The organism is Neiella holothuriorum (genome assembly GCF_019457915.1).
In the GTDB taxonomy this organism is placed as follows: domain Bacteria; phylum Pseudomonadota; class Gammaproteobacteria; order Enterobacterales; family Neiellaceae; genus Neiella; species Neiella holothuriorum.
The window spans coordinates 135,397-158,898 of the sequence record NZ_JAHZSS010000004.1; the positions used below are offsets into that span (position 1 = coordinate 135,397).

The following is a 23,502-nucleotide window of genomic DNA, read 5'->3' on the forward strand; positions in this document are numbered from 1 at the left end:
GCATATTAGATCTGCTCGATTCCCTCATGCAACAGTAAAGGCGGCTACCACCCTACTTCGGTTTGCCTTACACTTTGCTTCTTTAGAGATTGTTTCTCATTTCAAGTGACGACGAGGCGCCGCCACATTGATCATTCGCGACTTTGATCCCGGTTATGGATACACCAAATCTCAGCTACTTGCTGTGCCTACACCGCAAGAGCCCGCCGGTTTTTGTGATTTCTGGCAGCAGCGATACGATGCTGTTCGTACCATGCCGCTGCAATACAAAGTAAAAGATACGGGTCGTATGGCCGATGGATTTCGCATATATCGCTATAAATTTCAGTCCACCAAACAAGCAACGATCCGTGGCTGGATGCTGGTACCCGCAGATTCACCGATTCGGCGCGGCTTAATTGTCGGCCACGGCTATGGTGGCTGCGATGGGCCACAGTCCCATTTACCATTTAGTGACGCCGTCATGCTGTTCCCGAGCTTTCGAGGCTTAGGGCTCAGCAAACACCCTCGCATTTCCTCACAACCTCAGTGGCATGTATTGCATAACATGCAAGACGTCGATCGCTATGTGATTGGTGGCTGCGTGGAAGACTTATGGCTCAATGTCACACTCATGCTCACTTTATTTCCAGAGCTAGCTGGCCGGTTAGGTTATATGGGGATCAGCTTTTCTGGTGGCATTGGCGCACTGGCTTTGCCATGGGAAGACCGTCTGCAGAAAGCCCACGTCAATGTACCAACCTTTGGTAACTACCAAGTTCGGCTGCAATTACCAACCTACGGCAGTGGCTTCAGTGTCCAGCGCTTTCACAAACGTCATCAGACTGTCACAGAAAAAACACTTTCCTTTCATGATGCTGCCATCGCAGCGAAACACATAAAGGTTCCAATGCACTTTGCCTGTGCAAAAAATGACCCCGTTGTGGCGCCTCCTGGGCAATTTGCCATCTACAACGCCGTCCCGAACCACAAGCAACTTTATTGGCTAAGCCACGGCCACGCTGACTATGAGCAACAAGAAGAGGAAAATCAGCAGCTGTTGGCACAGCTAATGCATTTTTTCAGTGATTTGTAAGTTCAGTCCTAACCAATCACCTTAACCTTAGAGTCGGATCTCATGAATAGGGAATATCATAAGTGGTGGAGTGAGCGACTGGGCCGAGACATGGAGTTGTTAGTTTTCGGTCATAGTGGCGATCGCATGCTGGTTTTTCCAACCCGCAATGCAAGATTTTATGAATACGAAAATATGCGCATGGTTGAAGCGCTTCGGCCCAAAATTGAAGCAGGACGACTGCAAATATTTTGCGTTGACTCTGTCGATTGTGAGTCTTTGTATGCCAACTGGGCACACCCAGCTCATCGCATCGGCCGCCATTTGCAGTATGAACAATACATCCTGCAAGAAGTCTTTCCGTTAATGGATTTACTCAACAATAGCGGTAAAACCATTTCCCACGGTTGCAGCCTTGGCGCCTTTCATGCTGCCAACATGGTATTTCGTAACCCCGATAAGTTTCAAAAGCTCATCGCTTTTTCTGGTCGCTACGATCTCACCTATGGCGTCGAGTGGTTTGCCGACCTATTCAACGGCTATTACAACGACGATATTTACTTCAACACCCCAACCCATTTTCTGCCAAACCTGCAATGCGAACAAAGCCTCAAAGCGATTCGCGATATTGACATCACTTTTGTGATTGGCGAAGAGGATCCGTTTCGTCAGAATAATGAACGCCTCAGCCAGATCTTATGGCAGAAAAATGTTCACCACGATTTGAAATACTGGGGGGAGCGTGCCCACCGCGGCTACTATTGGCGCCGCATGGCCCCCCTGTTTATTTAGCGGATCCGCGACAATAGGCGGCAGATTGTTGTCGTCGCCTGATCAACTCCCTCCCAACTGCAGATTCAGATGTGCCACCCAACGTCTTCAACAGGCTCCTTTTTAATCTTGCTTGTCGATGGCTTCTTCAGCGATGATAGCGGCAATAACTAAGCCGCCAGTAGATTAGCTCCTAGATTCTGCTGTAATCCAATCAACGCAGTGAGAAGTAAACCATGTGGGATCAGGAATACGACACCGACACCTACGTTTATGGCAAAGAAGCGAACGATTTTTTACAGCAACACTTCCGGCAACTCCCCAAAGGTAACATCCTGCTATTAGCTGAAGGCGAAGGCCGCAACGCGGTATTCCTTGCCAAACAGGGCTATGAGGCAACCGCGGTTGATCTGTCTAGCGTAGGCTTAGCTAAAGCTAACAAACTCGCAGCAGAACATGGCGTCACCATTGAAACCCACTGTGACGATCTAGCAACTTTTGATTTAGGCCACGAGCGGTGGGACGGCATCGTTTCCATCTTTTGTCATTTGCCTCCAACATTACGACAAGACTTGTATCAGAGAGTCGAGCGAGCGTTAAAGCCAAACGGAGTTTTTTTGCTCGAAGGTTATCGGCCAAAGCAGCTCAGTTACAAAACCGGCGGTCCGCCAGCGGTTGAAATGATGCAATCAAAAGAAATCTTGCTGCAAGAGTTACCAAACTTGCAGTTCAGTCACCTTGAAGAGTTAGATAGACCAGTGATTGAAGGCATTAACCATTCCGGTATGGGCGCAGTTGTTCAAGCCATTGCGAGTCGCCGTTCAGACTTGCCATCATAACCAATAGTAGTCGTATCCATACGGCTTTGATGGGTCAAGCTCATTGTTGTCACTAGGAGTTCATCGCGTGAAAAAAGTCGTTATTTTGGTGGATGTGCAAAATGTCTACTACACCACCCGTCAGACGTTTCGACGCAATTTCGACTACAACCGATTTTGGGCTCAAGTCACCACCAATAACACAGTCGTGAAGGCTTTTGCTTATGCGATTGAACGTGGCGATAGCAAGCAGCGGGAATTCCAAAACATTCTGCGGGCAATTGGTTTTGAGGTGAAGTTAAAACCATTTATTCAACGGTCGGACGGCTCCGCTAAAGGCGATTGGGATGTTGGCATCACCATTGATGCGCTGGAATATGCGCCGCAAGCTGATGAAGTAATTCTGGTATCAGGAGACGGCGACTTTGCTCTATTAGCGGACAATATTCGTCATTCGAAAGGCAAAACTGTAACGGTATATGGCGTTGAACAACTCACCGCAAATTCACTGATTAAAGCTGCGAATGAATTTATTGCGATTGATCAGTCCTTGCTGCTTTAGTTAGCAAACTCATTTGCTAACAGTGCGATGAAATAAACTCAATAAGCTCTTGTTTACCGACAGGCCTTGAGTGGTAATACCCTTGAATCGAGTCGCAGCCAATACCACAGAGCAAGTCGTGCTGCTCTTTAGCTTCAACACCTTCAGCCACTGTTTGTAGCTCAAGCGCTTTGGCAATTGACAGTATGGATGTGATCATGGCTAAGGCTTTCGGATCGTCAGTCACCGGATCGATAAATGCCTTGTCTAACTTCAGCTCGTCTAATGGCAGCTCAGCTAACAAACTTAACGACGAATAGCCGGTACCAAAATCATCAAGCGCAATACGAACACCCTTTTCTCTTAACTTCACCAACAAACGCTTGATACTGCCAACGTTGTCGATAAACACATTCTCAGTCACCTCAAGGATCAGGTTCAGCGCATCAAGCTCGCCATAAGATTCAGTTAATTGCACAAAATGCTCTAAAAAGTCTTTGTTTTGTAGTTGTTTGACCGAAACATTGATTGAAAGAGAGAAATCACAGTTGGTCAGCCGACGAACCTCATGAATCGTTTTGAGCGCTTCTTCAATGACAAAACTACCAATTTTTTCCATGTAGCCGTTCGCTTCAGCCACAGCGATTAATTTATCGGGTGGCACGAAACCAAGATTATCATTCTGCCATCGAATCAAGGCTTCAACGCCAACAACTTTTTTGTGTTCATTCACTTGTGGTTGATACACCAAAAACAGCTCGTCTTTATCGAGAGCGTGTTTAATTTCGTATTCGATTTGCGCTAATGAAAACAAATGGGTCTTATCAAACTCGCTAAAAAACGACACCGCATCACGGCGTTTTTTAGACTCATACATCGCCAAGTCGGCATGGCGAATCAACTCGCCCAAGCATGTCGAATCTTTGGGGTAACTCGCCACACCAATACTTGCACTGAGGAAAAATTCATATTGCTCGACCACAAATGGCCGCTTGGCTTCGTTTAGTAATTTTTTACACAGGCCTTCGATTTGTAGTATCTGAGCATTTCTGGCCACAATAATAAATTCATCGCCACTGTAGCGAACTAAACAATCCGGATGTTTTATGAGTTTCTGAAGTCGACGTGAGACTTGAATAAGCACTTGATCGCCAATGCCATGGCCATAAGCATCATTAACCGCTTTGAAGCGATCGAGATCGAGAAATATCAAATGAAAGGTTTGGTCTTGATCCTTAAATTCGATTTCATTTTCTAAATAAAAGCGATTGTACAAGCCTGTCAAGAAGTCACGGTTGGCCTGCCGTTGCAGCGCACTGAATTTATTCTGTTGTGACTTTTCAACCACGCGAAACAGTAAAAATATAATAATAATGAAAAAGATAACCGAGCCAATTGGCCCAGCGAGCATACCTGCAGACAAGCGCACTGCATGCTCTTGCCTCGTTTCGGTAATTTGCCAGAGGCCGTACTCGTCGATGTAATGAAACGTCACTAGGTAACTGCCATTAATATCATTAATCACGCTGCTAAATGGCTTACCTGAATATTGAATCTGTTCAAACGGCAGCTCTAGATCATGGGCAATACTGCGCATGATCCGGCTGCGTCTTTCTGTATCTACTGGCTTATAGTAAAACTCAGGCTCGGTACGACTTTTAGGTGTCGCAAATTGATAGTAGTTATCGAAATCACGGAATACTGAGCTGGAAAAAATAGGTCGCTCTTGTTCCAGCTGAGCAATGTGGCCAAACAACTGGTTGACGTCCACCAGCAAAGAGATCACAAACAGCACGGCGCCATTGTCGTCACGAATCGCTTTACGAATCGGTACAGCCATGCGCTTCAACTGACTACTGTAATACGAACGGCCTAATACCAAGCCTTCTGTCTTCAAGGTTTGTTGAAAGGTGGTTTCCGCAGGCGGAAAGTCACGAATATTGCTGACCCCATTGAGCGTTGGCCAAACAATAGAAACAACGAATGTGCCGTCGGGTTTCAAAAGCACGACATCGATAACTTCATCGCCCGTGCGATAAGCGACAGAAAGTAGCGTCGTGACGTCATCAACACCTGGCAGTTCGCCCCCTCGAATTAATTCGCCGGAAAGGACATCGATAATGGATTCATATTTTTCGAGATTGGCGCGAATCGAGCTGACCAGCAGCCTAGAAACACCTTTTTGTTCGGCTTCGAGGTCGTCTTGGAGTGCTTTAAAGGATGACTGAATATAAAAACCTGTGGCAATAACCGAGCACAGTAAAATGATGTAAAAAACCAGCCATATATTTTTTTTAATGAGGCTCATTGAAATCCTTGATTCTCTATTTGCCTGCCGCATTCATGACAAATCGGGCTCTGAGGCTCGTTCAGGGTCAATAACGTCTTTGTTGCTTCCTTAATAACCCTTATAAAGTCATAGTGGCATGAGCACATCCTTGCATCAACGGCACATTCATCAATTCCTTCACATAAGCGCAACAAATTACACCCATTTAGCTGATATGAAGCGTGTTTCAGGCAGAGGCCAACAAACGGAAAGCGTCTTGGCTTCCGCCGGCAAGCACTGACGGCCAAACGCCTCCCTTTTTTCTTATTTTTTATTGGCTTTCGCAAAAACAATCGACGAAACGTTTAATTTTTAATCAATTAACGTTTGACTTACTGAGGGAACCCTATAGACTTGCGGCCAGCTAGAAAGAAGCACCAATTTATACGCACCAAGTTCGGCATATTATTCGTAAGATCTCGTCCTGAAGCCTTTAAGTTTAAGTTTGTTTCAATGCTACACCCGCCCTTGGCACAAGCCTAAAGGGTTCTACTTCTTATTTTTCAGGATACACAGATATGTCTAAAGTTACTGGTACAGTAAAATGGTTTAACGAAACTAAAGGTTTTGGCTTCATTCAACAAGACAACGGCCCAGACGTTTTCGCTCACTTCAGCGCAATCTCTAGCAACGGTTTCAAAACTCTTGCTGAAGGTCAGCGTGTTGAGTTCACTGTTGGCCAAGGCCAAAAAGGTCCTCAAGCTCAAGATATCGTTGCTGTCTAATTCGATAGCCTAAAGCGATTTCTACGCTTTTGTTGTTGCACTAACGGTGCAATGGCAATAAAAAAGCAAGGCACATGCCTTGCTTTTTTTGTGCCTGAAATTCAGCCCAATAACACGCCACTCTCATTCAAACTAACAAGGTGAGCGGCGTGAACCTGACTAAACCATCAAACGGCTTTAATCCACCAACGTCATTTCTTCGAGCAGGTACTCGGCGTTATCAATTTCGCTCATCAACCAAAGAACGTATCGAATATCGACGTGAATGGCTCGCGTGATTTTGCCGTTGAAGTACCAGTCTTTGGTAATCGACTCATAAGTCGAATCAAAGTTAAGACCCACCAGCTCACCTTTACCATTCATGACAGGCGAACCTGAGTTCCCGCCAGTGGTATCGGCACTACTTAAGAAATTCACAGGAACTGAATCAACGGCCAGTGGTTTAGCCGCATGTGGCTCACAACCGAAAGCAAAAAAGCCACACACCTGCTCGGCCAAGCCAAGATCCGCACGGTAATAATCACCAAACGCTTTATTCTGATGCGCTTGGATCACCTTATCGGTGGCAATAAAAGGTTTTTCGCCAGTGTGCTTCGCAACCAAACCACGTACCGACGTGAATGGTGTTTTATAAACGCCATCAGCAGCCGGGTAACCATCAACTTGGGCATAACTTACACGCAAGGTGCTATTGGCATCGGGGTAAACCGGCTTGCCTTTGGCCGTGTTATAAGCCACCACAGCCTGCATGTATTGCGGACGAATTTCAGCCAAGCGACCGGCCATTTCTTTCTCGTCAGCTTCTTGTGCCATGTTGGCATCATACAAAGCAACGGCCAGCTTAATGAACGGATCGTTCGATTGCTCAAAATCCGTCACTGACTTGCCAATCCACCCAGTGCGAATATCCGCATCGGCCAACTGAGTGTTGCTATAAAAATCAGCCACTAGCGCGGTTAGTGATTCAGCCGTCGTTGACGAATTTAGTTCAAGCGCTTGATTCAACGCTGGAACCTGACGCGAGTCATCTTGGGCGAGGTAATTGTTGAGGTAAGCGAGCCACAAGGCTTGGTCAACTTGCGGAGCGAACTTCTTTTGTAACCGTTGCAAGCGCGCTTTGAACATGGGTAAGTCACGCTCTTGATAACCCATTTCGCGCTCAGCGTTTGGTTTTTCTGATTCTTTAGCTAAGCGATACAGCCGAATGGCGGTGTCGAGCAGATCGGCTCGGGTTGCATAGTTGTAGTAGAAATGGCGTTGCTGTTGCGCATGCGCATCCACCAGCAAGTCTTGTAACGCCTGATACGAGTCGGCGTAAGCGCTACGAGTTTCGCTTTGGCTAAACCAGTTCAAATAGGCTTGTTCCTGACTTTGTTTGATGCCTTCAATGTCAGTGGCTTTAAAGCCATCTTGCAAGCCGAGTAACTTTTTCAACCGATTGTTGATACTTTTTACCCGCGATGCGTATTTGACCTCAACCGCATTATTGCCCTGAGTTGCTTCGGCAATGGTATCGAGCGTCATGTAGTAGGTATCGAGTAACGTTGGGTAATACCAGTCGGCCGAATAGTTGACTTCACTAGCCAGTTTGTAACGGCTGGTGCGGCCTGGATAACCGGCCACCAACACGCCATCGCCCAACTTCACGCCGCTTTTGTTCACTTTCAAAAAAGAAGCTGGCTGATACGGCACATTATCTTCACTGTACTCGGCAGGTTTGCCATCTTTGCCGACATAACCGCGCACAAAGGTGAAGTCTGCGGTATGACGCGGATACTCAAAGTTATCAATGTCGCCGCCAAAGTTACCCAAGGCTTCAGGTGGCGCATACACCAAACGCACGTCTTTAATCATCAACTGCTTAATCAGAAAGTATTCCAATCCGTGATGAAACGCGCGCACAGAACAACGGTAATCCGGATCGCTTTCACACTCGCTGATCAAGGCTTTGCGGTTGGTTTGAATGGCGTCGTAGCGGGCTTTGCCATGCAAATCTTTGCTCAGCTGACCAATAACTTGGTCGGTTACATCGTCCACTTGCTCGGTCACATACAAGCGCTCTTGCGGCCCGGCAGGCAATTCACCGGCCATAGAGCCTGCTAAGAATCCCTTTTCAATCAGGTTGTTTTCTGGGCTACTGTTGTTTTGAATCGCGCCATACGCACAATGATGATTGGTGACGACCAAGCCCTTTGGAGAAACAAATGAGGCCGAGCAATAGCCCAAGCCAACCACTGCATTGAGCGGGTATTGATTTAAGTCCGCCACTTGTGACGCTGGCAACTCAATGCCTACGCGATCAAATTCTGACTGCAATTGAGTAAGCTGATGAGGTTGCCATTGGCCTTCATCGGCCAAGGCTGGTCCTGCTAACGAAGCACTGGCTAAGGCCAGCACCGCAGCAACTGAATGTTTCGTTTTCATGGTATTCCTGACTGTTGTTGTTTGTCTTTATTGGTCGTTTGAGGTCACCACCGTGGGCGGAGACTCTTATAGTTGTGGCGCTATTTAACCATAATCAGCGCTGAAGATGAGTAACAACACACAGGATTCTTGATGTATGGTTGTTACGTGCTTTTTCCACCTTCAACGCTATGCCATGAATCTAGCTAAACACTCTTTCAGATCCTGTATAGCCTCTGTGCTGATTTGCTGTTTGACGATTGGAGCAACACCGTTGGCTTACGCGAATCAGGTATTGCATTATCCCGCGCCCCAAACCGACATAGCCAAGCTACTGAACAAATACCGCAGCATCGGCAAGCTCAAGCAATATCAACATAATCAACAGCACATTGCCCTCAATCTGTTGACTTGGCAGTTGGACAATGGCGGCTTTAGTACTGAGCGAGAAGCCCATTACGCCCAGCCTTGGGACGGCGTCACCGCCAAAACTAAATGGATGAGTCAGGGCGTGGAGTTGGCGACAATAGATGATGGTGCGACCATTGCCGAGTTGCGCTTCTTAGCCCAATCGTACGACAACTCCAATGCCGCGCAACGGCAGCAAATTAAATCAGGATTTACCAAAGGTCTTGATTGGCTATTAAAGGCTCAGCATCCAACGGGAAGTTGGCCGCAAGTTTACCCGCTTCGCCATCATCGCCCCTATTCCAACCTAGCAACCTTTAACGATCACGCCATCATTCGGGTAATGGTGTTGTTCGCCGATATCCTCACCCAACAGCCGCCATTTAAAACGGATTTGGTACCTGAGGAATACAACTCCATACTCGAACAAGCGCTAGAACGCGGCGTCGAATTCATTATCGCCTCGCAAATAAGCAATGACGGTCAGTTGACCATTTGGCCTGCTCAGCTAGATCCAATCAGCTACACGCCCAAACAGGCTCGCGCCTACGAGTTTCCATCCAAATCGAGCAGAGAGTCAGTGGGCATACTCGCATTTCTCATGAATTATCGAACGGTAAACAATTCAGCGCAGAATCGCCGCATCAATCAAGCCATCGATGCAGGAATTCGCTGGTTAAAAGAAAACAGAAAACCTGATTTGTATTACGACAAACCCAAAGGCATGTTCATATCACGCCAAGGCTCAAGTCTCTGGTATCGCTTTTATGAGGTCGACAATAATCAGTATTTCTTTGCTGATCGTGACGGCAAGAAAAAGCTCAATATTAGCGATGTCAGTATGGAGCGGCGAACCGGTTATTCTTGGGCTGGTGATTTCGCCAGTAAACTCATCGCCGCCTATGAACAAGGCGCTGCATCGCCCTCAACCCCAGCAGAAGATACGCCTTGATATGTGTGTCATTGCTGCATTGGCGCTTTGAGGACCTACTCCTGCTTGCCAATGGCTTACGCCTTCACGGCGTGGATTTTAGGTTGATTTCTTTAACGGGCACCGAGCTAAAGTGAATAGGTCTTAATATAAAAAAGCCCAGTTAGCGTAGAACTTAACTGGGCAAACGAGAGAGAGGGATCGATCGTTATATGGCGACAGCAACGCCGCCTTTTTCGGATAAGTGACGCACTAGAGTGCGTATTTGGCAGAGAAAATAATCCGGTTCATATCACCGGTCTCACCATTTTCAATTTCTCGTTCAGCATAAAAATACTCAACACCAAAACTTAGTGGTGGAACAGGTGAATAAACCAAGTTGACGTGTCCAGAAAACACTTGTTTGGTCGCCGTATCGCCGGTTAACTCCGTGTCGTTGTCAGCGGAAATAGCCGAAAAGAATACGTTGCTGCGCCATTGCTCATTCCACCAGTGACGGTAGCCTGCAAAACCACTGACAACGTCAATCGCTTCCAACTCACCATCGGCAGTATATACCGCATCATTTATGGCATTGAGGCCCACATAACGCCCCATACCGGAGCCGTAGTTGACCATAAAGCGAATATCATTTTTGGCACCTACGTTGATTTTGCCCGAGCCACTAAGGCCATAGCCCATTTCGGTTTCGTCGCCATCATCCAACGAACGTACTAAACCGGCGAACACTAAGTCACCCCAGTCAGCTTTGTGGTTGTAGCGCACTACCCCGTCGGGCAAACTGCTGTCATCCACATCAAGACGAGAACCTCCGCCATAAGGCGTGATGGTGGTTTCAGGGTTCTCTAAGGCAAACTGCCAATTCCCCATGGTGAACCGGATCTGAGTTTGACGCTCGAAGGTGGTACCTTCAGAGACACCAATGAAGTCCATCGACTCCACCAGCGCGCCGGTATTTTGGAACGTACTCCAAGTTTGACCAACCAACACATTGTCGAAGGTAATAAAAGCATGGCGCATGCGCGGGCTGTAGCTATTGGACACTCGCTCGTTACCATTGGGAGTAGCGGCAAAATCCATTTCTAGAAAGGTCTTGATGGTGTGGTCGCCATACTGCGTGGTACTGCCGAAATTGAATCGAGTTGTTCTAGCGTGCGCATCAAATTGAGCATCGCCACTATCACAATCATCGGTGGCACAAACAGGAATGGTTGATGGCACGTAAAACTGGCGGCCAATATTGTTGCTAGCCAACTTGCCGTCGCTGTAATCACTCCAAAAGCTGTCGATTTTGATAAAGCCACCAAAACTCAATTTGGTTTTCTTCATGGCCTCTTCGACGGTGCCAATTTCAATTGCCGAATGGGCGGCAAAGGGCAACGTTGATGCCAGTAACGTTAATGCCAGGGTATGTTTTAAATGTTTGTTGGAACGCATTATTCATTCGCCTCTTGTTGCTGTCTGATGCAGCCGTACAGCTCTGGAAGATGCTCAAAATCGCAGTTGAGTGATGACTTGAGCGCCCCGTTGCGGCTGTTTTTTGGTAAAGCGATCCCCCAACCCTGATTTAGGTTGTTTGCAGCATTAGGGGAACAAGGGCAGACAGAATTGCCTGCCCAATTTAGGATTACTCTTCGAGCGTACTCAAATCGCCTTCGTCTTGACCTAAGGCACGTGCTCTAAGTACCCGTCGCATGATCTTGCCGCTTCGAGTTTTTGGAAGTGATTCAACAAATTGCACATCTTCTGGTTGTGCAATTTTGCCAAGCTCTTTGCCCACGTGCTCTTTCAGCTCTTGCTCGAGGGCACGATCGCCAACCAAGCCGTCACGTAAAATGGCGTAGGTATGAATCGCATTACCTTTAACCTCGTGCGGTAAACCAATTGCAGCGGCTTCAGATACAGCGGGGTGGCTCACCAAGGCACTTTCAATTTCAGCGGTGCCCAAGCGATAACCGGACACTTTCAGTACCTCGTCCATACGACCAATAACCCAGACATAGCCGTCTTCATCAATCTTGGCCGAATCGCCTGCTTTGTAGTAATTCTTTTCGCCGTAGTCGCCCCAGTACAAGCTGGCATAACGATCATCATCGCCATAAATAGTGCGCGCCATACCTGGCCACGGGTTCTTGATGACTAACTTACCTTCTTCGCCAACGGGGACGTCATTGCCTTCATCATCCACCACGCCAATCTCGTTGCCGAAAAATGGTTTGGTACAGGAGCCCGGCTTAAGCGGCGTAATTGGCAGCGGAGCGATCATCACGCCGCCGGTTTCGGTTTGCCACCAGGTATCAATAATTGGGCATTTCTTGTCGCCAATGACTTCGTAGTACCACTTCCAGGCTTCGGGGTTAATGGGCTCGCCCACCGAGCCAAGAATTCGCAAGCTACTCAAGTCATGACGCTGTGGCCAACGGTCACCAAAACGCATCAAGCCGCGAATGGCTGTAGGCGAGGTGTAGAACAAGTTAACGCCATATTTTTCAACCATGGCCCATAAGCGATTTGGATACGGGTAGTTCGGCGCGCCTTCGTACATCACAATGGTGGCGCCATTAATTAGCGGTGAATACACCAAGTAACTGTGGCCGGTGATCCAGCCTGGATCGGCCGCACACCACCAGCGATCTTCGGGTTTCACGTCAAATAAGTAACGATGGGTGGTCGAGGTATACACGGCGTAACCAGCGTGGCTATGCAGCATTCCCTTTGGTTTACCTGTGGTACCGGAGGTGTACAGGATGAACAACGGATCTTCCGAGTCGAGCACTTCTGTTTCACACTTGTTGCTGGCGACTGGTAAGGATTGCAAATCGTGGTACCAAAAGTCACGCTCCGACTCCATCTCCACATCCAATCCGTTGTTGCGAACGGTAATACAGACTTCGATGGTTGGGCTACGTTTCATCGCTTCATTGGCAATGGATTTTAGGTCAATAGGTTTGCCACGGCGGAAGCCGCCATCAGCCGTGACCAACACTCGACTGTGAGCATCTTCGATGCGAGCCGCCAGCGCTTCATAAGAGAAACCACCGTAAACCACAGAGTGAACCGCGCCAATCTTGGCACAAGCCAACATCGCAAAAACCAATTCCGGTACTTGCGGCATGTAGATGGTCACGATATCGCCTTTTCTTACACCCATGCTTTTGAGAGTGTTGGCGAACTTGCTGACTTCACGGTTCATTGCGTGGTACGAAAATGAACGGACTGCACCGCCTTCACTTTCCCAAATAATCGCTAACTTGTTGCGGGTGGCATCCTCAAGGTGGCGATCAATGGCATTGTGAACGATGTTGAAATTGGCGCCAGTAAACCACTTGTAAAATGGCTTGTTACTGTCGTCCAGTACCTTGTCCCATTTTTTGTACCAGCTCAGCTTATCGGCCTCTTCAGCCCAAAATTCTTCGCGGTTTTCACAAGAATACTGATACATCTTTTCGTATTCCGGCACATTGGCATTGGCAACCACTTCTGCACTTGGGTGAAAGATTTCTGACGACTTGTCAACCGTGTTATCAGCCATGGGTTTTCTCCAGTTATTAATTTTGTTCGGTGCCCTTTATGCGGCATGCAACTCATCCGGAATTCGGGCAGTAAGTTGCGCTGCCAGAAAAACTAGACGGCTAAAAAATAATCAACCATTGGACTTTGGTCTAACCAATTATTTTTTGTGACATGGATGTAAGACATTGCTCTCAAAACGATTTTTTTTAGACTAAAGTCGACTTTCGGAATTTGCTGGGTGTTTCTAGGTTCATTGGCAGGCCGCACGACTGATTGTTTTTTAAACACAGGTAATACCAAAAACAACGGCAGCAGTAGACGGTCCCAAACACACAAACAAGGGGAAAACCCAATGGCTTTTGAAAATGAACAAGCGGCCAAAGCTTACTGGAAGGCAAATGTGCGTCTGATGTTGACGCTATTAGTCGTTTGGTTTGTGGCGTCCTTTGGACTCGGTATTTTGTTGGCCGAGCCACTTAACGTAATTCGTATTGGCGGTGTCAAACTCGGCTTCTGGTTTGCACAACAAGGCTCGATATATATTTTCGTTGCGCTCATTTTTGTCTACGTATGGCAGATGAATGAACTCGACAAGAAATTTGGTGTAAGGGAGGAATGATAATGGATATTCAAACGCTTACCTTCATCATTGTGGGTGCCTCGTTCGCCCTTTATATCGGCATTGCGATTTGGGCTCGCGCTGGCTCTACCAAAGAATTTTACGTTGCCGGTGGCGGCGTACATCCAGTCGCCAATGGTATGGCAACCGCAGCAGATTGGATGAGTGCAGCTTCGTTCATTTCAATGGCAGGTCTGATTAGCTTTATGGGCTATGACGGCGGTGTTTACTTGATGGGTTGGACCGGTGGCTACGTGCTTCTCGCGCTCTGTTTGGCCCCCTATTTACGCAAATTCGGCAAGTTTACGGTGCCGGATTTTGTTGGTGATCGCTACTACTCACAGGCTGCCCGAACCGTTGCGGTATTCTGTGCAATCTTCGTTTCATTTACCTATGTCGCAGGCCAAATGCGTGGCGTTGGCGTGGTATTCAGCCGTTTCTTAGAGGTTGATATCGAATGGGGCGTGGTCATTGGTATGGCGATCGTATTTTTCTACGCCGTACTCGGTGGCATGAAAGGCATTACCTACACCCAAGTAGCGCAATATTGCGTGTTGATTTTTGCTTATCTAGTACCGGCAATCTTCATCTCCATCATGATGACCGGCTCGGCTTTCCCGCAAATTGGTTTGGGGAGCGAATTGGTCAGTGAACCCGGGGTCTATTTGATGGACAAGCTCGATGGGCTTTCCACCGAACTCGGGTTTGCCGCTTATACCGACGGCTCCAAAGCCACCATTGATGTGTTCTTCATTACTGCAGCACTGATGGTCGGTACGGCAGGTTTGCCACACGTTATCGTTCGTTTCTTTACGGTTCCTAAAGTCCGAGACGCTCGCATCTCGGCCGGTTGGGCACTTGTCTTTATCGCTATTCTGTATACCACTGCACCAGCCATTGCCGCGTTTGCTCGCGTCAACATGATCGACACCATTAACGGCAGCGACATGCAAGGTACAGAATACGAGCAAGCACCAAGCTGGGTAAAAAATTGGGAAGAAACTGGCCTGATTAAGTGGGATGACAAAAACGGTGATGGTCGCATGTTCTATGCCGGCGACGAACGCAACGAGATGAAGATCGACCGCGACATCATGGTATTGGCCAACCCAGAAATCGCCAACTTGCCAAACTGGGTGATCGCACTGGTTGCCGCAGGTGGTGTGGCAGCAGCGCTATCAACCGCGGCAGGTCTGTTACTGGTGATCTCAACCGCCATTTCCCACGATTTGCTCAAACGAAACTTCATGCCGAATATTTCTGATAAGCAGGAGTTGCGCGCAGCTCGGATTGCCGCAGCAGCCGCTATTTGTGTGGCTGGGTACTTCGGTATTAACCCGCCAGGCTTTGTGGCACAGGTGGTTGCATTCGCCTTTGGTCTCGCAGCCAGCTCCTTCTTCCCTGCGATTATTTTGGGGATCTTCTCGAAGACGATGAACAAAGAAGGCGCAATTGCGGGCATGTTGTCGGGGATCACCTTTACCGCGGCGTACATCATCTACTTTAAGTTCATTAATCCAGCTGGCAATGTGCCTGAAAACTGGTGGTTTGGTATCTCGCCAGAAGGCATCGGTACCTTGGGTATGTTGGTGAACTTTGTGGTGTCATTGGCGGTTAGCAAAGTCACCGCGCCAGTGCCAGAAGATGTTCAGCAAATGGTCGAGTCTATTCGCTTCCCGAAAGGTGCTGGTGAAGCTCAAGATCATTAATAAACCAACTGATTAAGTAATTAATCTTTAACCCGAGCGAGGTCAGTCACAATGGATGATGCACAATTACCCGACGTACTGACCTTTCTTAGCCAAACAGCGCCGTTTTCGGAACTACCGGAAACGGCGCTTATTGATTTATGTAACCACCTTCACATTCGCTACCTTGCTCGCCAACAACCCAGTGATCTGTTGCAACAGTCTCAGTTGCATTGGCTACGCAGCGGCACAATTCAGTTGAAAAACCAATCGGAGATTATCGACCACATTGATACCGGCGGCTGCTTTGGCGCAAGCCTACCAGGCCATCAGCAAGGCAGTCATTTAGAAGTACTACAAGACGCTCTTGTTTATTCGTTTGATCAACAAGCCATTACCGAGTTGGCTAATGATCACACACTTGTTAGCGACTTCTTGCAGCAATCAGGCAAACGCTATTTAGCGTTGGCCAAACCCAAAGCCACTCCCTCATTGCAGGCCAGCATCAAAGCACTTATTAAACGAGAGTTGGTGGCCATTAAACCGGACACTACGATTGCTCAAGCTGCAAAACGGATGACGTTAGAGCGCGTATCTGCGTTAGCAGTCATGCGCGACGGGCGATTGTTTGGCATGCTGACCGACCGAGATTTGCGCAGCCGAGTATTGGCCGAAGAACGATCGCCGGACACGCGGGTGGATGATGTCATGACCCACCCTGTGCATACCATCGAGCATACCGCCTCAGCCATTGACGCATTGCTCACCATGTCGGCGCAGCAAATACATCACCTCCCGGTTACTGAAGACAATCAGATAGTCGGCCTCATCAGCAGCACGGATTTACTTGCTTTGGCTCATGCCAACCCACTTTATTTGGTTGGCGAAATTGCGCGCCAAAACAGTCCCAAAGAAATTGAACAATGCTGTCAACAATTACCTGATTTGATTGAAACCATGTTACGCCAAGGCATGCGTAGTGATCGTATCAGCCAGTTAATTAGTTTAGTGGCCGACATTGCGTGTCGCCGACTTCTGGTTTTAACCGAAGCCACCCTTGGGCCGCCACCGCAAGCTTATGCTTGGCTTTGTTTTGGTTCGCAGGCCCGGCAGGATATGTCAGCCAGCAGCGACCAAGATAACGGCTTGTTACTGGCCGAGCCGCCGTTACCTGAGCATCAAGATTACTTTCAACAGCTGGCCGAGCAAGTATGCCAAAGCCTCGACCTGTGTGGCTTTGTCACCTGCCCCGGTGACATCATGGCCAGCAATCCAGCGTATCGGTTGTCGCGCCTTGAATGGCTTTCAAAATTTAAACACTGGCAACAAAGTGGTGATCCAAAAGCCCTGCTCAATGCCAGTATTTTCTTTGATTTTCGAGCCGTCATAGATCCCCATGGTTTAGCGGAGCAGCTGCACGCCGAGCTACGTCAGCTATGTCAAAAAGACCAAATTTTCCTTGCTCTGCTAGCGCGTAATGCCGTGGCACAAAAACCACCCATTGGCTTATTTGGCCGCTTGATCTTAGAGCGCGACGGCAAAGGGACGAAAGGCATCGAATTGAAAAAACGAGCACTGGCACCACTGGTAGAGATCAGCCGGGTATACGGTTTAGCCGCGGGCACAGAACAAGCTGATGTTGCCAGCCGCTTGCAAGCCGCGCAGCAGGCAGGATCGCTATCAACAACCGATAGCAATAACCTAATTGAATGCTGGCAATTTCTTTTAGGTCTGCGTTTAAGCCTCAATCAACAGCAACAAACGCTACTCAAGCCCCAGCAACTGACCGACTTACAACGCCACCAGTTAAAAGAATGTTTTGCCCTCATTGAACAAGCACAACAAGCCGTGCTGTTGAAGTTCGCCGGAGGGCGAAGCTAATGTGGCTACAACTTAAGCTGAAACGGCAGCTTAGAAAAGCCAGGCGGTGTCTAAACATCCGCCCAAACCTGATTATTGCCAACTATTTAGCGGCCTTGCCGAGCGACTTTAGTCGGCCGATATCACAACAACCAATGTTGGCGGCCGATCTCGAATTAACCGGCTTAAATCCCAAACATCATCAGATTGTTTCAGCCGGTTTTGTGGTGATGGACAACCTCACGGTTGCCGCAGGAAAGGCCCTCCAGCGACTGGTAAAAATTGACGGTGGCGTCGGCGACAGTGCCACCATCCATCATCTAACCGATGCCGATTTAGCCAGCGCGCTACCGCTTACCCAAGTGTTAGAGCAACTGTTAGAAGCGCTTACGGGGCGTGTTCTGGTGTGCCACCACGCACCGCTCGACACAGCCTTTTTGCAGCAAGCTTTTCAGCAATGTTTCGGTATGCACATTCCACTCTTGGTCATCGATACTCAAACCATCGAAAAACGCATTCAAGAACGTGCAGCGCCAATGGTGCCCTTACACCGTTTGCGCCTGCATCATTGCCGAGCGAATTACGGCCTGCCAGTCGCTTCAGGCCATCAAGCACTAACCGATGCCATTGCTTGCGCCGAATTACTCATGGCACAACAAGCCCATCAAACCCGAGTGAGTACGTTAGGTGATGTGGTGCAATTGGCCTAATGGGCTGAATATATGCGTCGTAAAAATGTGCTCATACATTCATATCGAAATACGATTGTTCAGCTACCCTATCAACCGTAAACGAATACAAATCAAATGACCGAGGAGAAATAGCGATACACCCTATTGCCGATGTAAGTAGCTGACGCACACAGAGCCTCTGTGGCAGAAAAATACAAATCGATTTGTTAGTTGCTTCCTTTGTAACTTCTTATCCATTATCTCTCCCTAAGTAAATCTCCATTAGCGCATAAGCGAAGTAAGAACAAAGCGTGCCTCTACAAAATTTCACTTGAATATACAGTCCGTTATCTACTTGGATTCCCAATAAGTAAAGCTCAATTCGGGAGTATTCTTCCAATACATTTAGACGAATGTACGTGCCGTACACTCGGACAGTCGCGGACACAGCGGAGTGTCCGACCGGACACTTACCCCCTCAACGTAACAACGTAAAGCAAATAAAAACAAACAGTTAATAGCACGCCACATTTTGGCACCTTGGTTGCAACCTCATTGCCAGATGAAATGATTTACCAAGGACACAGCCATGATTGACGGAACCCAAGGCCAAGACACAGTAATTACTCCAACAAAAAACAATAAGCGCTGGCGCTACCTCGCAGCTGCTGTGGTTGCATGTGTTGCGTTGACTGTTGCCCTGCCAAGCATCGCTTTGTGGCATAGTGGCGGCAAGCGAGTGAGTCTGGATTCAGTACAAACTACCGAGGTTTTTCGGGGCGACTTAATTCGCGATATTGCTGTATCTGGCCGACTAATTGCAGCCAATGCACCTCAGCTTTATAGCTCTGAGCCGGGTGTGATTACCCTTCTTGCTAAACCTGGAGATAGTGTTCAGATAGGCCAGAGCGTTGCGACCATAGCCAGCCCAGAGCTGGATGCTCAGTTGCAACAAGCTCAGTCCGAATTGGACAAGCTGAGCATCGACGCAAGTCGCGGCCGCTTAGCTAATAACGAAGCACAACTAGATTTAGAGCGTGCCCTTGATACAGCCAAGCTCAACCTAACAGCAGCACAGCGCGAGCAAGAGCGCACCGATATTTCATACAAAAAGCAGGTTATTAGCGAGCAGGAATGGGCACAAAATCAAGACAAACTTTTAGCCGCGCAAGTGCAATACAAGCACGCACTGCGCAAAGTTGATGTCGCCAAAGAGCGTTTAGCCTTTGAGCAGAAAACACGTGAGATGGCCATTGCCCGTCAGCAGCTAGCGCTTGATGAGCTAGCCCGCCGCAAACAAGCAACAGAAATCAAAGCGCCGGTATCAGGGGTGATCGGCAACTGGCTTGTGGCACAAAAAGACAATGTGCCAGACAGTACACCGCTAATGACTGTGGTCGACCTAAGCCGCTATGAAGCCGAAATCGGTGTACCGGAATTTTATGCCGAAGATCTCGGCTTAGGGCTCACCGTTAGCATGACCATTTCTGGCGAAAAAATAGTTGGTGAAGTGATAGCCATCTCACCAGAAATTCAAGCTAGTGAAGTGATGGTAAGAGTCTCCGTTCCGGCATCATCGTCTCTACGCTTGCGCCAGAATCAACGAGTCACCGCCCGCCTAGAGTTTGAGAAAAAGCCTGATGTATTGATGGTGCGTCGCGGCTCATTTCTCACTTCATCCAAGCAACAACAAGTCTATCGCCTCGACGAGCAACTACTAGCAAGCCAACAGCCAGTTGACTTTGGCGCAACCAGCGTCAACTACATCGAGATTGTGTCTGGCTTGAATGAAGGCGATCAAATTATCTCCAGCAGCTATGAAGACTTTGTCGATACAGCCCAAATCAAGCTAATCGACTAACAAACAAATTATTAATTGTTAAATGAACCAGATATGCCAAACAACGTGAAGGGAATTTCAGCCATGTTATCTATGCAGAACGTATCAAGAATTTATCGAACAGAAACCATTCAAACTCACGCGCTGAACGACTTTAGCTTAAGTGTTAACGCTGGCGAATTTGTTGCAGTTACCGGTCCTTCTGGCTCAGGCAAATCTACCTTTTTGAACATTGCAGGACTCCTCGATCAGTTTGATGAAGGCGAATACAGTATTGATGGCGTATCGGTGAAGGGCTTAAGCGACAATCAGTTGTCACGCCTACGCAATGAAAAGATTGGTTTTATCTTCCAAAACTACAACCTGATCCCCGACTACAGCCTGTTCGACAATGTTGATATGCCGCTGCGCTACCGCGGCTTTAACGGCAAGGAGCGAAAGCGTCGTATTGAAGAAGCATTGGAAAAAGTAGGCTTGGCGTCGCGTATGAACTACTTACCAAGCCAACTATCTGGTGGTCAACAACAGCGTGTCGCCATCGCTCGCGCCTTAGCCGGCGAACCGAAATTACTTCTCGCAGACGAGCCAACCGGTAATCTCGACTCCCTCATGGCTCGACAGGTCATGGAGCTGCTGCACGATCTGAACAAAGACGGTGCCACCATCATTATGGTGACCCACGATCCAGACCAAGCCCGCTCGGTACCACGCAATGTCCAAATCATTGACGGCCAAATGACCGACCATCGGGTGTACCAACCTCAATCGGTAAGCGCTTCAGTTGAGTCTGAAGCAGAATTGGCGTGAGGAGCTGTAATATGTGGCACTACTATTTAATGCTTAGCCTGCGAAGCCTGAAACGCTCTCCGACGCTTTACAGCATGGTGATTCTTACCTTGGCCATTGGTGTTGGCGCTCTGGCATCAAACATGGCGCTTTACCAATCTATGGCGGCCGATCCAATTCCGGAAAAAAGCGATCGTTTGTTTCACGTGTCGCTTAACAGCTGGCCAGATGAAGATTCGCCGCACCAACAACCTTTGTTCGTGACACGTTATCGCGATGCGCAACAGGTACTTTCCAGCGGCATCCCAACCAAGGTTGTTGCTCATTATCAAACCCGCGTTTATACCAAGTCGCTAGATGCAAAATCATTAACCCGTTTTGCCGCCGACACGCGAGCGACCACCCCAGACTTTTTTGCGTTGACCAATGCTCCATTTGCCTACGGCCGCAGTCTCAGCAGTGCAGAAGGTAACGAAGTGGTATTGGGCAGTGATTTAAATGACAAGATATTCGGTGGCAGCAACTCAGTTGGCAAAGCGGTGGAGATTGAAGGTAAACCCTATACGGTTGTTGGTGTTCTCAAGCCTTGGACACTGCGTCCTCGTTTCTATCACATGGAGCAAGATAGCGCCTTTCGGCCAACAGATGACTTATTCGTACCGCTAGAAACTGCAATTGATAACAATTGGGGCGTTAATGGACGCAGCTCAAGCGTTGACTATAGCGGAGACATGGCCAGCTCTCGGCCACATAACCGTTTCTATTTATCTCTGTGGGCTCAACTCGACAGCGCAGCGCAACAAGACAGCTTTCAGCAATATCTTGATAACTACAGTCAGCAACTCAAAGACGCCGGAGAACATCCGTTGGCGATTAACAACGAGTTGAAAAATGTTCACGAGTGGGCTGACAAATTGAAAGTTGTAGATCAACGTCTACTCGCATTTTCCATTGCAACCATGTTGTTTCTAATCGTATGTGTATTTAACGCAAGTAGCCTGCTACTGGCGAAGTACCATGATGACAAATCGGAAATGGGCCTGCGCCGCGCATTAGGAGCCAGTCGCAATCAACTATTTCGCCAAGGGTTTGTCGAGGCAATGCTGGTTGGATCAATCGCAGGTAGTTTGGCGCTGTTATTAAGTTGGTTGTTCCTCGCCTGCTCTGTTGTGCTTCTGCCAAATTTAAAAGCCATCGCTCAACTTGAACCTGCAGTGCTTGGGCAAGGCTTTGCCATTGCACTACTAACAGCATTGTTGAGCACAGGTTATCCATTATGGCGCGCCAATCGCGCCAGTATTTCTGCAGAAATGAAATAGGAATTCGTTATGAATATCAAAGCATTGATTAAGTCTCTGTTGCATCGCCGTTTTGCAACATTCCTACTCATTCTGCAGTTGGCATTAACCCTAGGGTTGGTCGTTAACAGTAGCATTATGGCACTCGATACAAACGCCCAGATGAAGCGTAAGTTGGGTTTTGATAAAGATGAATTATTGATTGTTCAACTACTACCAACCTCTGGCGCTTTTCGCGATGAAGATTTCTACCGCTCAGTGTTGCATCAAGATATCGCCAAATTGTCTGCGCTTCCGGGAGTTACATCGGTAAGCCAATTAAACCAGTTGCCGATCCAATGGGGTGGTTGGAATGGCTCAGTGATCAAACGCGATGAACCGGAAAAATTGCTGGAAAATAGACAACTTAATTTTGTGCCGTATTACTTCTCTAGCAATAATATTTTCGAAACCTTGGGGCTGCATTTAGTTGAGGGCCGTTTATTTGACGAGGCCTCTCCGCAAATGCGCGACCAGGAAACGCCAAGCACCATTATCACCCAATCTCTGGCACGCGAGTTATTTGGTAATGAGTCTGCAATAGGCCAGGAGATCAATGCTGGTTTTGTGGTGGGAATTGTGAGTGATTTTGTCACCATGCCCGGTAACCCAGAAGAGAAGCAATACGCTGTTTTCTACAACGAAGATCTAGCGATTCCTGATATTCCACAAAACTATTTGCTGCGTGTCGCTCCAGAAAAACTACAAACAACCGCAAACTTGCTAGAGGATGCGTTACTGTCGGTACACCCAGAGCGAGATATTCTTGAGGTGTTTTCCATGGTTCAACATCATCAAGAGTTCTATCAGGAAGATAATGGGTTGGTTGGGTTGTTTACCATCCTCTGTGTATTGATGCTAATTGTCACTGCCATCAGTAGTTTTGCTCACGCTCAATTTCATGTTTTCCGTCAACGTCGCCTAATTGGTATCCGTCGGGCTCTGGGCGCCACTCGTAAAGACATTCTGTTTTACGTGATGGCAGAGCACTGGTTAATTACCTTGCTTGGCAGTGTGCTCGGCGTCGCGGTTATGCTAGCCATTAACATTGGATTGAGCGGACAAATCGACATTAGCAAGCCGAACGTATTGCTGTATCTGGCTGCTTTCGTTATTGTTTTTGTCTCTGGTTCACTATCAACCTGGTTCCCTGCGTGGCGCACTAGCTTGATTCCACCTGTCATTGCCACCCGCACGGTTTAATCGAG

Annotated in this window: 18 protein-coding genes; 14 read left to right on the plus strand and 4 right to left on the minus strand. The window is 48.0% G+C overall.

Annotated elements, in window-relative coordinates; all coding sequences use genetic code 11:
* Positions 1 to 127 precede the first annotated feature (127 nt).
* From K0504_RS05470 to K0504_RS05485, 4 genes are all read left to right on the plus strand, one after another.
* Positions 128 to 1,075: an acetylxylan esterase gene (locus K0504_RS05470; RefSeq protein WP_220103164.1), complete on the plus strand. Its 948-nt coding sequence runs from the start codon at positions 128 to 130 to the stop codon at positions 1,073 to 1,075.
* Between the two features lie 42 nt (positions 1,076 to 1,117).
* Positions 1,118 to 1,846 carry an esterase family protein gene (locus K0504_RS05475; protein WP_220103165.1) on the plus strand — a complete coding sequence of 243 codons (729 nt, stop codon included), beginning with the start codon at positions 1,118 to 1,120 and terminating at the stop codon, positions 1,844 to 1,846.
* A gap of 215 nt (positions 1,847 to 2,061) precedes the next feature.
* Positions 2,062 to 2,664, plus strand: coding sequence for an SAM-dependent methyltransferase (locus K0504_RS05480; protein ID WP_220103166.1), 603 nt, complete (start codon positions 2,062 to 2,064; stop codon positions 2,662 to 2,664).
* A 67-nt stretch (positions 2,665 to 2,731) separates the two neighbouring features.
* Positions 2,732 to 3,205 (plus strand): LabA-like NYN domain-containing protein, encoded by a 474-nt coding sequence (locus tag K0504_RS05485; RefSeq protein ID WP_220103167.1) that lies wholly within the window; start codon positions 2,732 to 2,734, stop codon positions 3,203 to 3,205.
* Positions 3,206 to 3,221: 16 nt separating this feature from the next.
* On the opposite strand, the gene K0504_RS05490 is transcribed toward K0504_RS05485, so the two are convergent.
* Complete coding sequence (locus K0504_RS05490; protein WP_220103168.1) at positions 3,222 to 5,492, minus strand: putative bifunctional diguanylate cyclase/phosphodiesterase; 2,271 nt, start codon at positions 5,490 to 5,492, stop codon at positions 3,222 to 3,224.
* Positions 5,493 to 6,031: 539 nt separating this feature from the next.
* Here K0504_RS05490 and cspE point away from each other — a divergent pair.
* Entirely contained in the window at positions 6,032 to 6,238 is a 207-nt protein-coding gene (gene cspE, locus K0504_RS05495; RefSeq protein ID WP_220103169.1) for a transcription antiterminator/RNA stability regulator CspE, read from the plus strand.
* Between the two features lie 177 nt (positions 6,239 to 6,415).
* Here cspE and K0504_RS05500 read toward each other — a convergent pair whose 3' ends face one another.
* Positions 6,416 to 8,662 carry a S46 family peptidase gene (locus tag K0504_RS05500; RefSeq protein ID WP_220103170.1) on the minus strand — a complete coding sequence of 749 codons (2,247 nt, stop codon included), beginning with the start codon at positions 8,660 to 8,662 and terminating at the stop codon, positions 6,416 to 6,418.
* Positions 8,663 to 8,915: 253 nt separating this feature from the next.
* On the opposite strand from K0504_RS05500, the gene pelA reads away from it, so the two are divergent.
* Entirely contained in the window at positions 8,916 to 10,001 is a 1,086-nt protein-coding gene (gene pelA, locus K0504_RS05505) for a pectate lyase (RefSeq protein ID WP_220103171.1), read from the plus strand.
* A 231-nt stretch (positions 10,002 to 10,232) separates the two neighbouring features.
* Here the strand turns inward: pelA and K0504_RS05510 are convergent, their stop codons facing one another.
* Positions 10,233 to 11,417, minus strand: coding sequence for a DcaP family trimeric outer membrane transporter (locus tag K0504_RS05510; protein ID WP_220103172.1), 1,185 nt, complete (start codon positions 11,415 to 11,417; stop codon positions 10,233 to 10,235).
* 190 nt (positions 11,418 to 11,607) lie between these two features.
* Entirely contained in the window at positions 11,608 to 13,512 is a 1,905-nt protein-coding gene (acs, locus tag K0504_RS05515; protein WP_220103173.1) for an acetate--CoA ligase, read from the minus strand.
* 333 nt (positions 13,513 to 13,845) lie between these two features.
* Here acs and K0504_RS05520 point away from each other — a divergent pair, with 333 nt between their 5' ends.
* The 8 genes from K0504_RS05520 to K0504_RS05555 all read left to right on the plus strand — a co-directional run bounded on the left by K0504_RS05520 (position 13,846) and on the right by K0504_RS05555 (position 23,497).
* Complete coding sequence (locus tag K0504_RS05520; RefSeq protein WP_220103174.1) at positions 13,846 to 14,112, plus strand: DUF4212 domain-containing protein; 267 nt, start codon at positions 13,846 to 13,848, stop codon at positions 14,110 to 14,112.
* A 2-nt stretch (positions 14,113 to 14,114) separates the two neighbouring features.
* Positions 14,115 to 15,821, plus strand: a complete 1,707-nt coding sequence (locus K0504_RS05525) for a sodium:solute symporter family protein (protein WP_220103175.1) — start codon at positions 14,115 to 14,117, stop codon at positions 15,819 to 15,821.
* A gap of 51 nt (positions 15,822 to 15,872) precedes the next feature.
* Positions 15,873 to 17,681, plus strand: a complete 1,809-nt coding sequence (locus K0504_RS05530; RefSeq protein WP_220103176.1) for a DUF294 nucleotidyltransferase-like domain-containing protein — start codon at positions 15,873 to 15,875, stop codon at positions 17,679 to 17,681.
* Positions 17,681 to 18,370: an exonuclease domain-containing protein gene (locus K0504_RS05535; protein ID WP_220103177.1), complete on the plus strand. Its 690-nt coding sequence runs from the start codon at positions 17,681 to 17,683 to the stop codon at positions 18,368 to 18,370. The genes K0504_RS05530 and K0504_RS05535 overlap by 1 nt, the downstream gene beginning before the upstream one ends.
* Before the next feature lie 550 nt (positions 18,371 to 18,920).
* Positions 18,921 to 20,192, plus strand: coding sequence for an efflux RND transporter periplasmic adaptor subunit (locus tag K0504_RS05540; RefSeq protein WP_220103178.1), 1,272 nt, complete (start codon positions 18,921 to 18,923; stop codon positions 20,190 to 20,192).
* A 63-nt stretch (positions 20,193 to 20,255) separates the two neighbouring features.
* Entirely contained in the window at positions 20,256 to 20,978 is a 723-nt protein-coding gene (locus tag K0504_RS05545) for an ABC transporter ATP-binding protein (RefSeq protein ID WP_220103179.1), read from the plus strand.
* Between the two features lie 11 nt (positions 20,979 to 20,989).
* Positions 20,990 to 22,276, plus strand: coding sequence for an ABC transporter permease (locus K0504_RS05550; RefSeq protein WP_225917985.1), 1,287 nt, complete (start codon positions 20,990 to 20,992; stop codon positions 22,274 to 22,276).
* A gap of 9 nt (positions 22,277 to 22,285) precedes the next feature.
* Positions 22,286 to 23,497 carry an FtsX-like permease family protein gene (locus K0504_RS05555; protein ID WP_220103181.1) on the plus strand — a complete coding sequence of 404 codons (1,212 nt, stop codon included), beginning with the start codon at positions 22,286 to 22,288 and terminating at the stop codon, positions 23,495 to 23,497.
* The last annotated feature ends 5 nt before the right edge of the window (positions 23,498 to 23,502 follow it).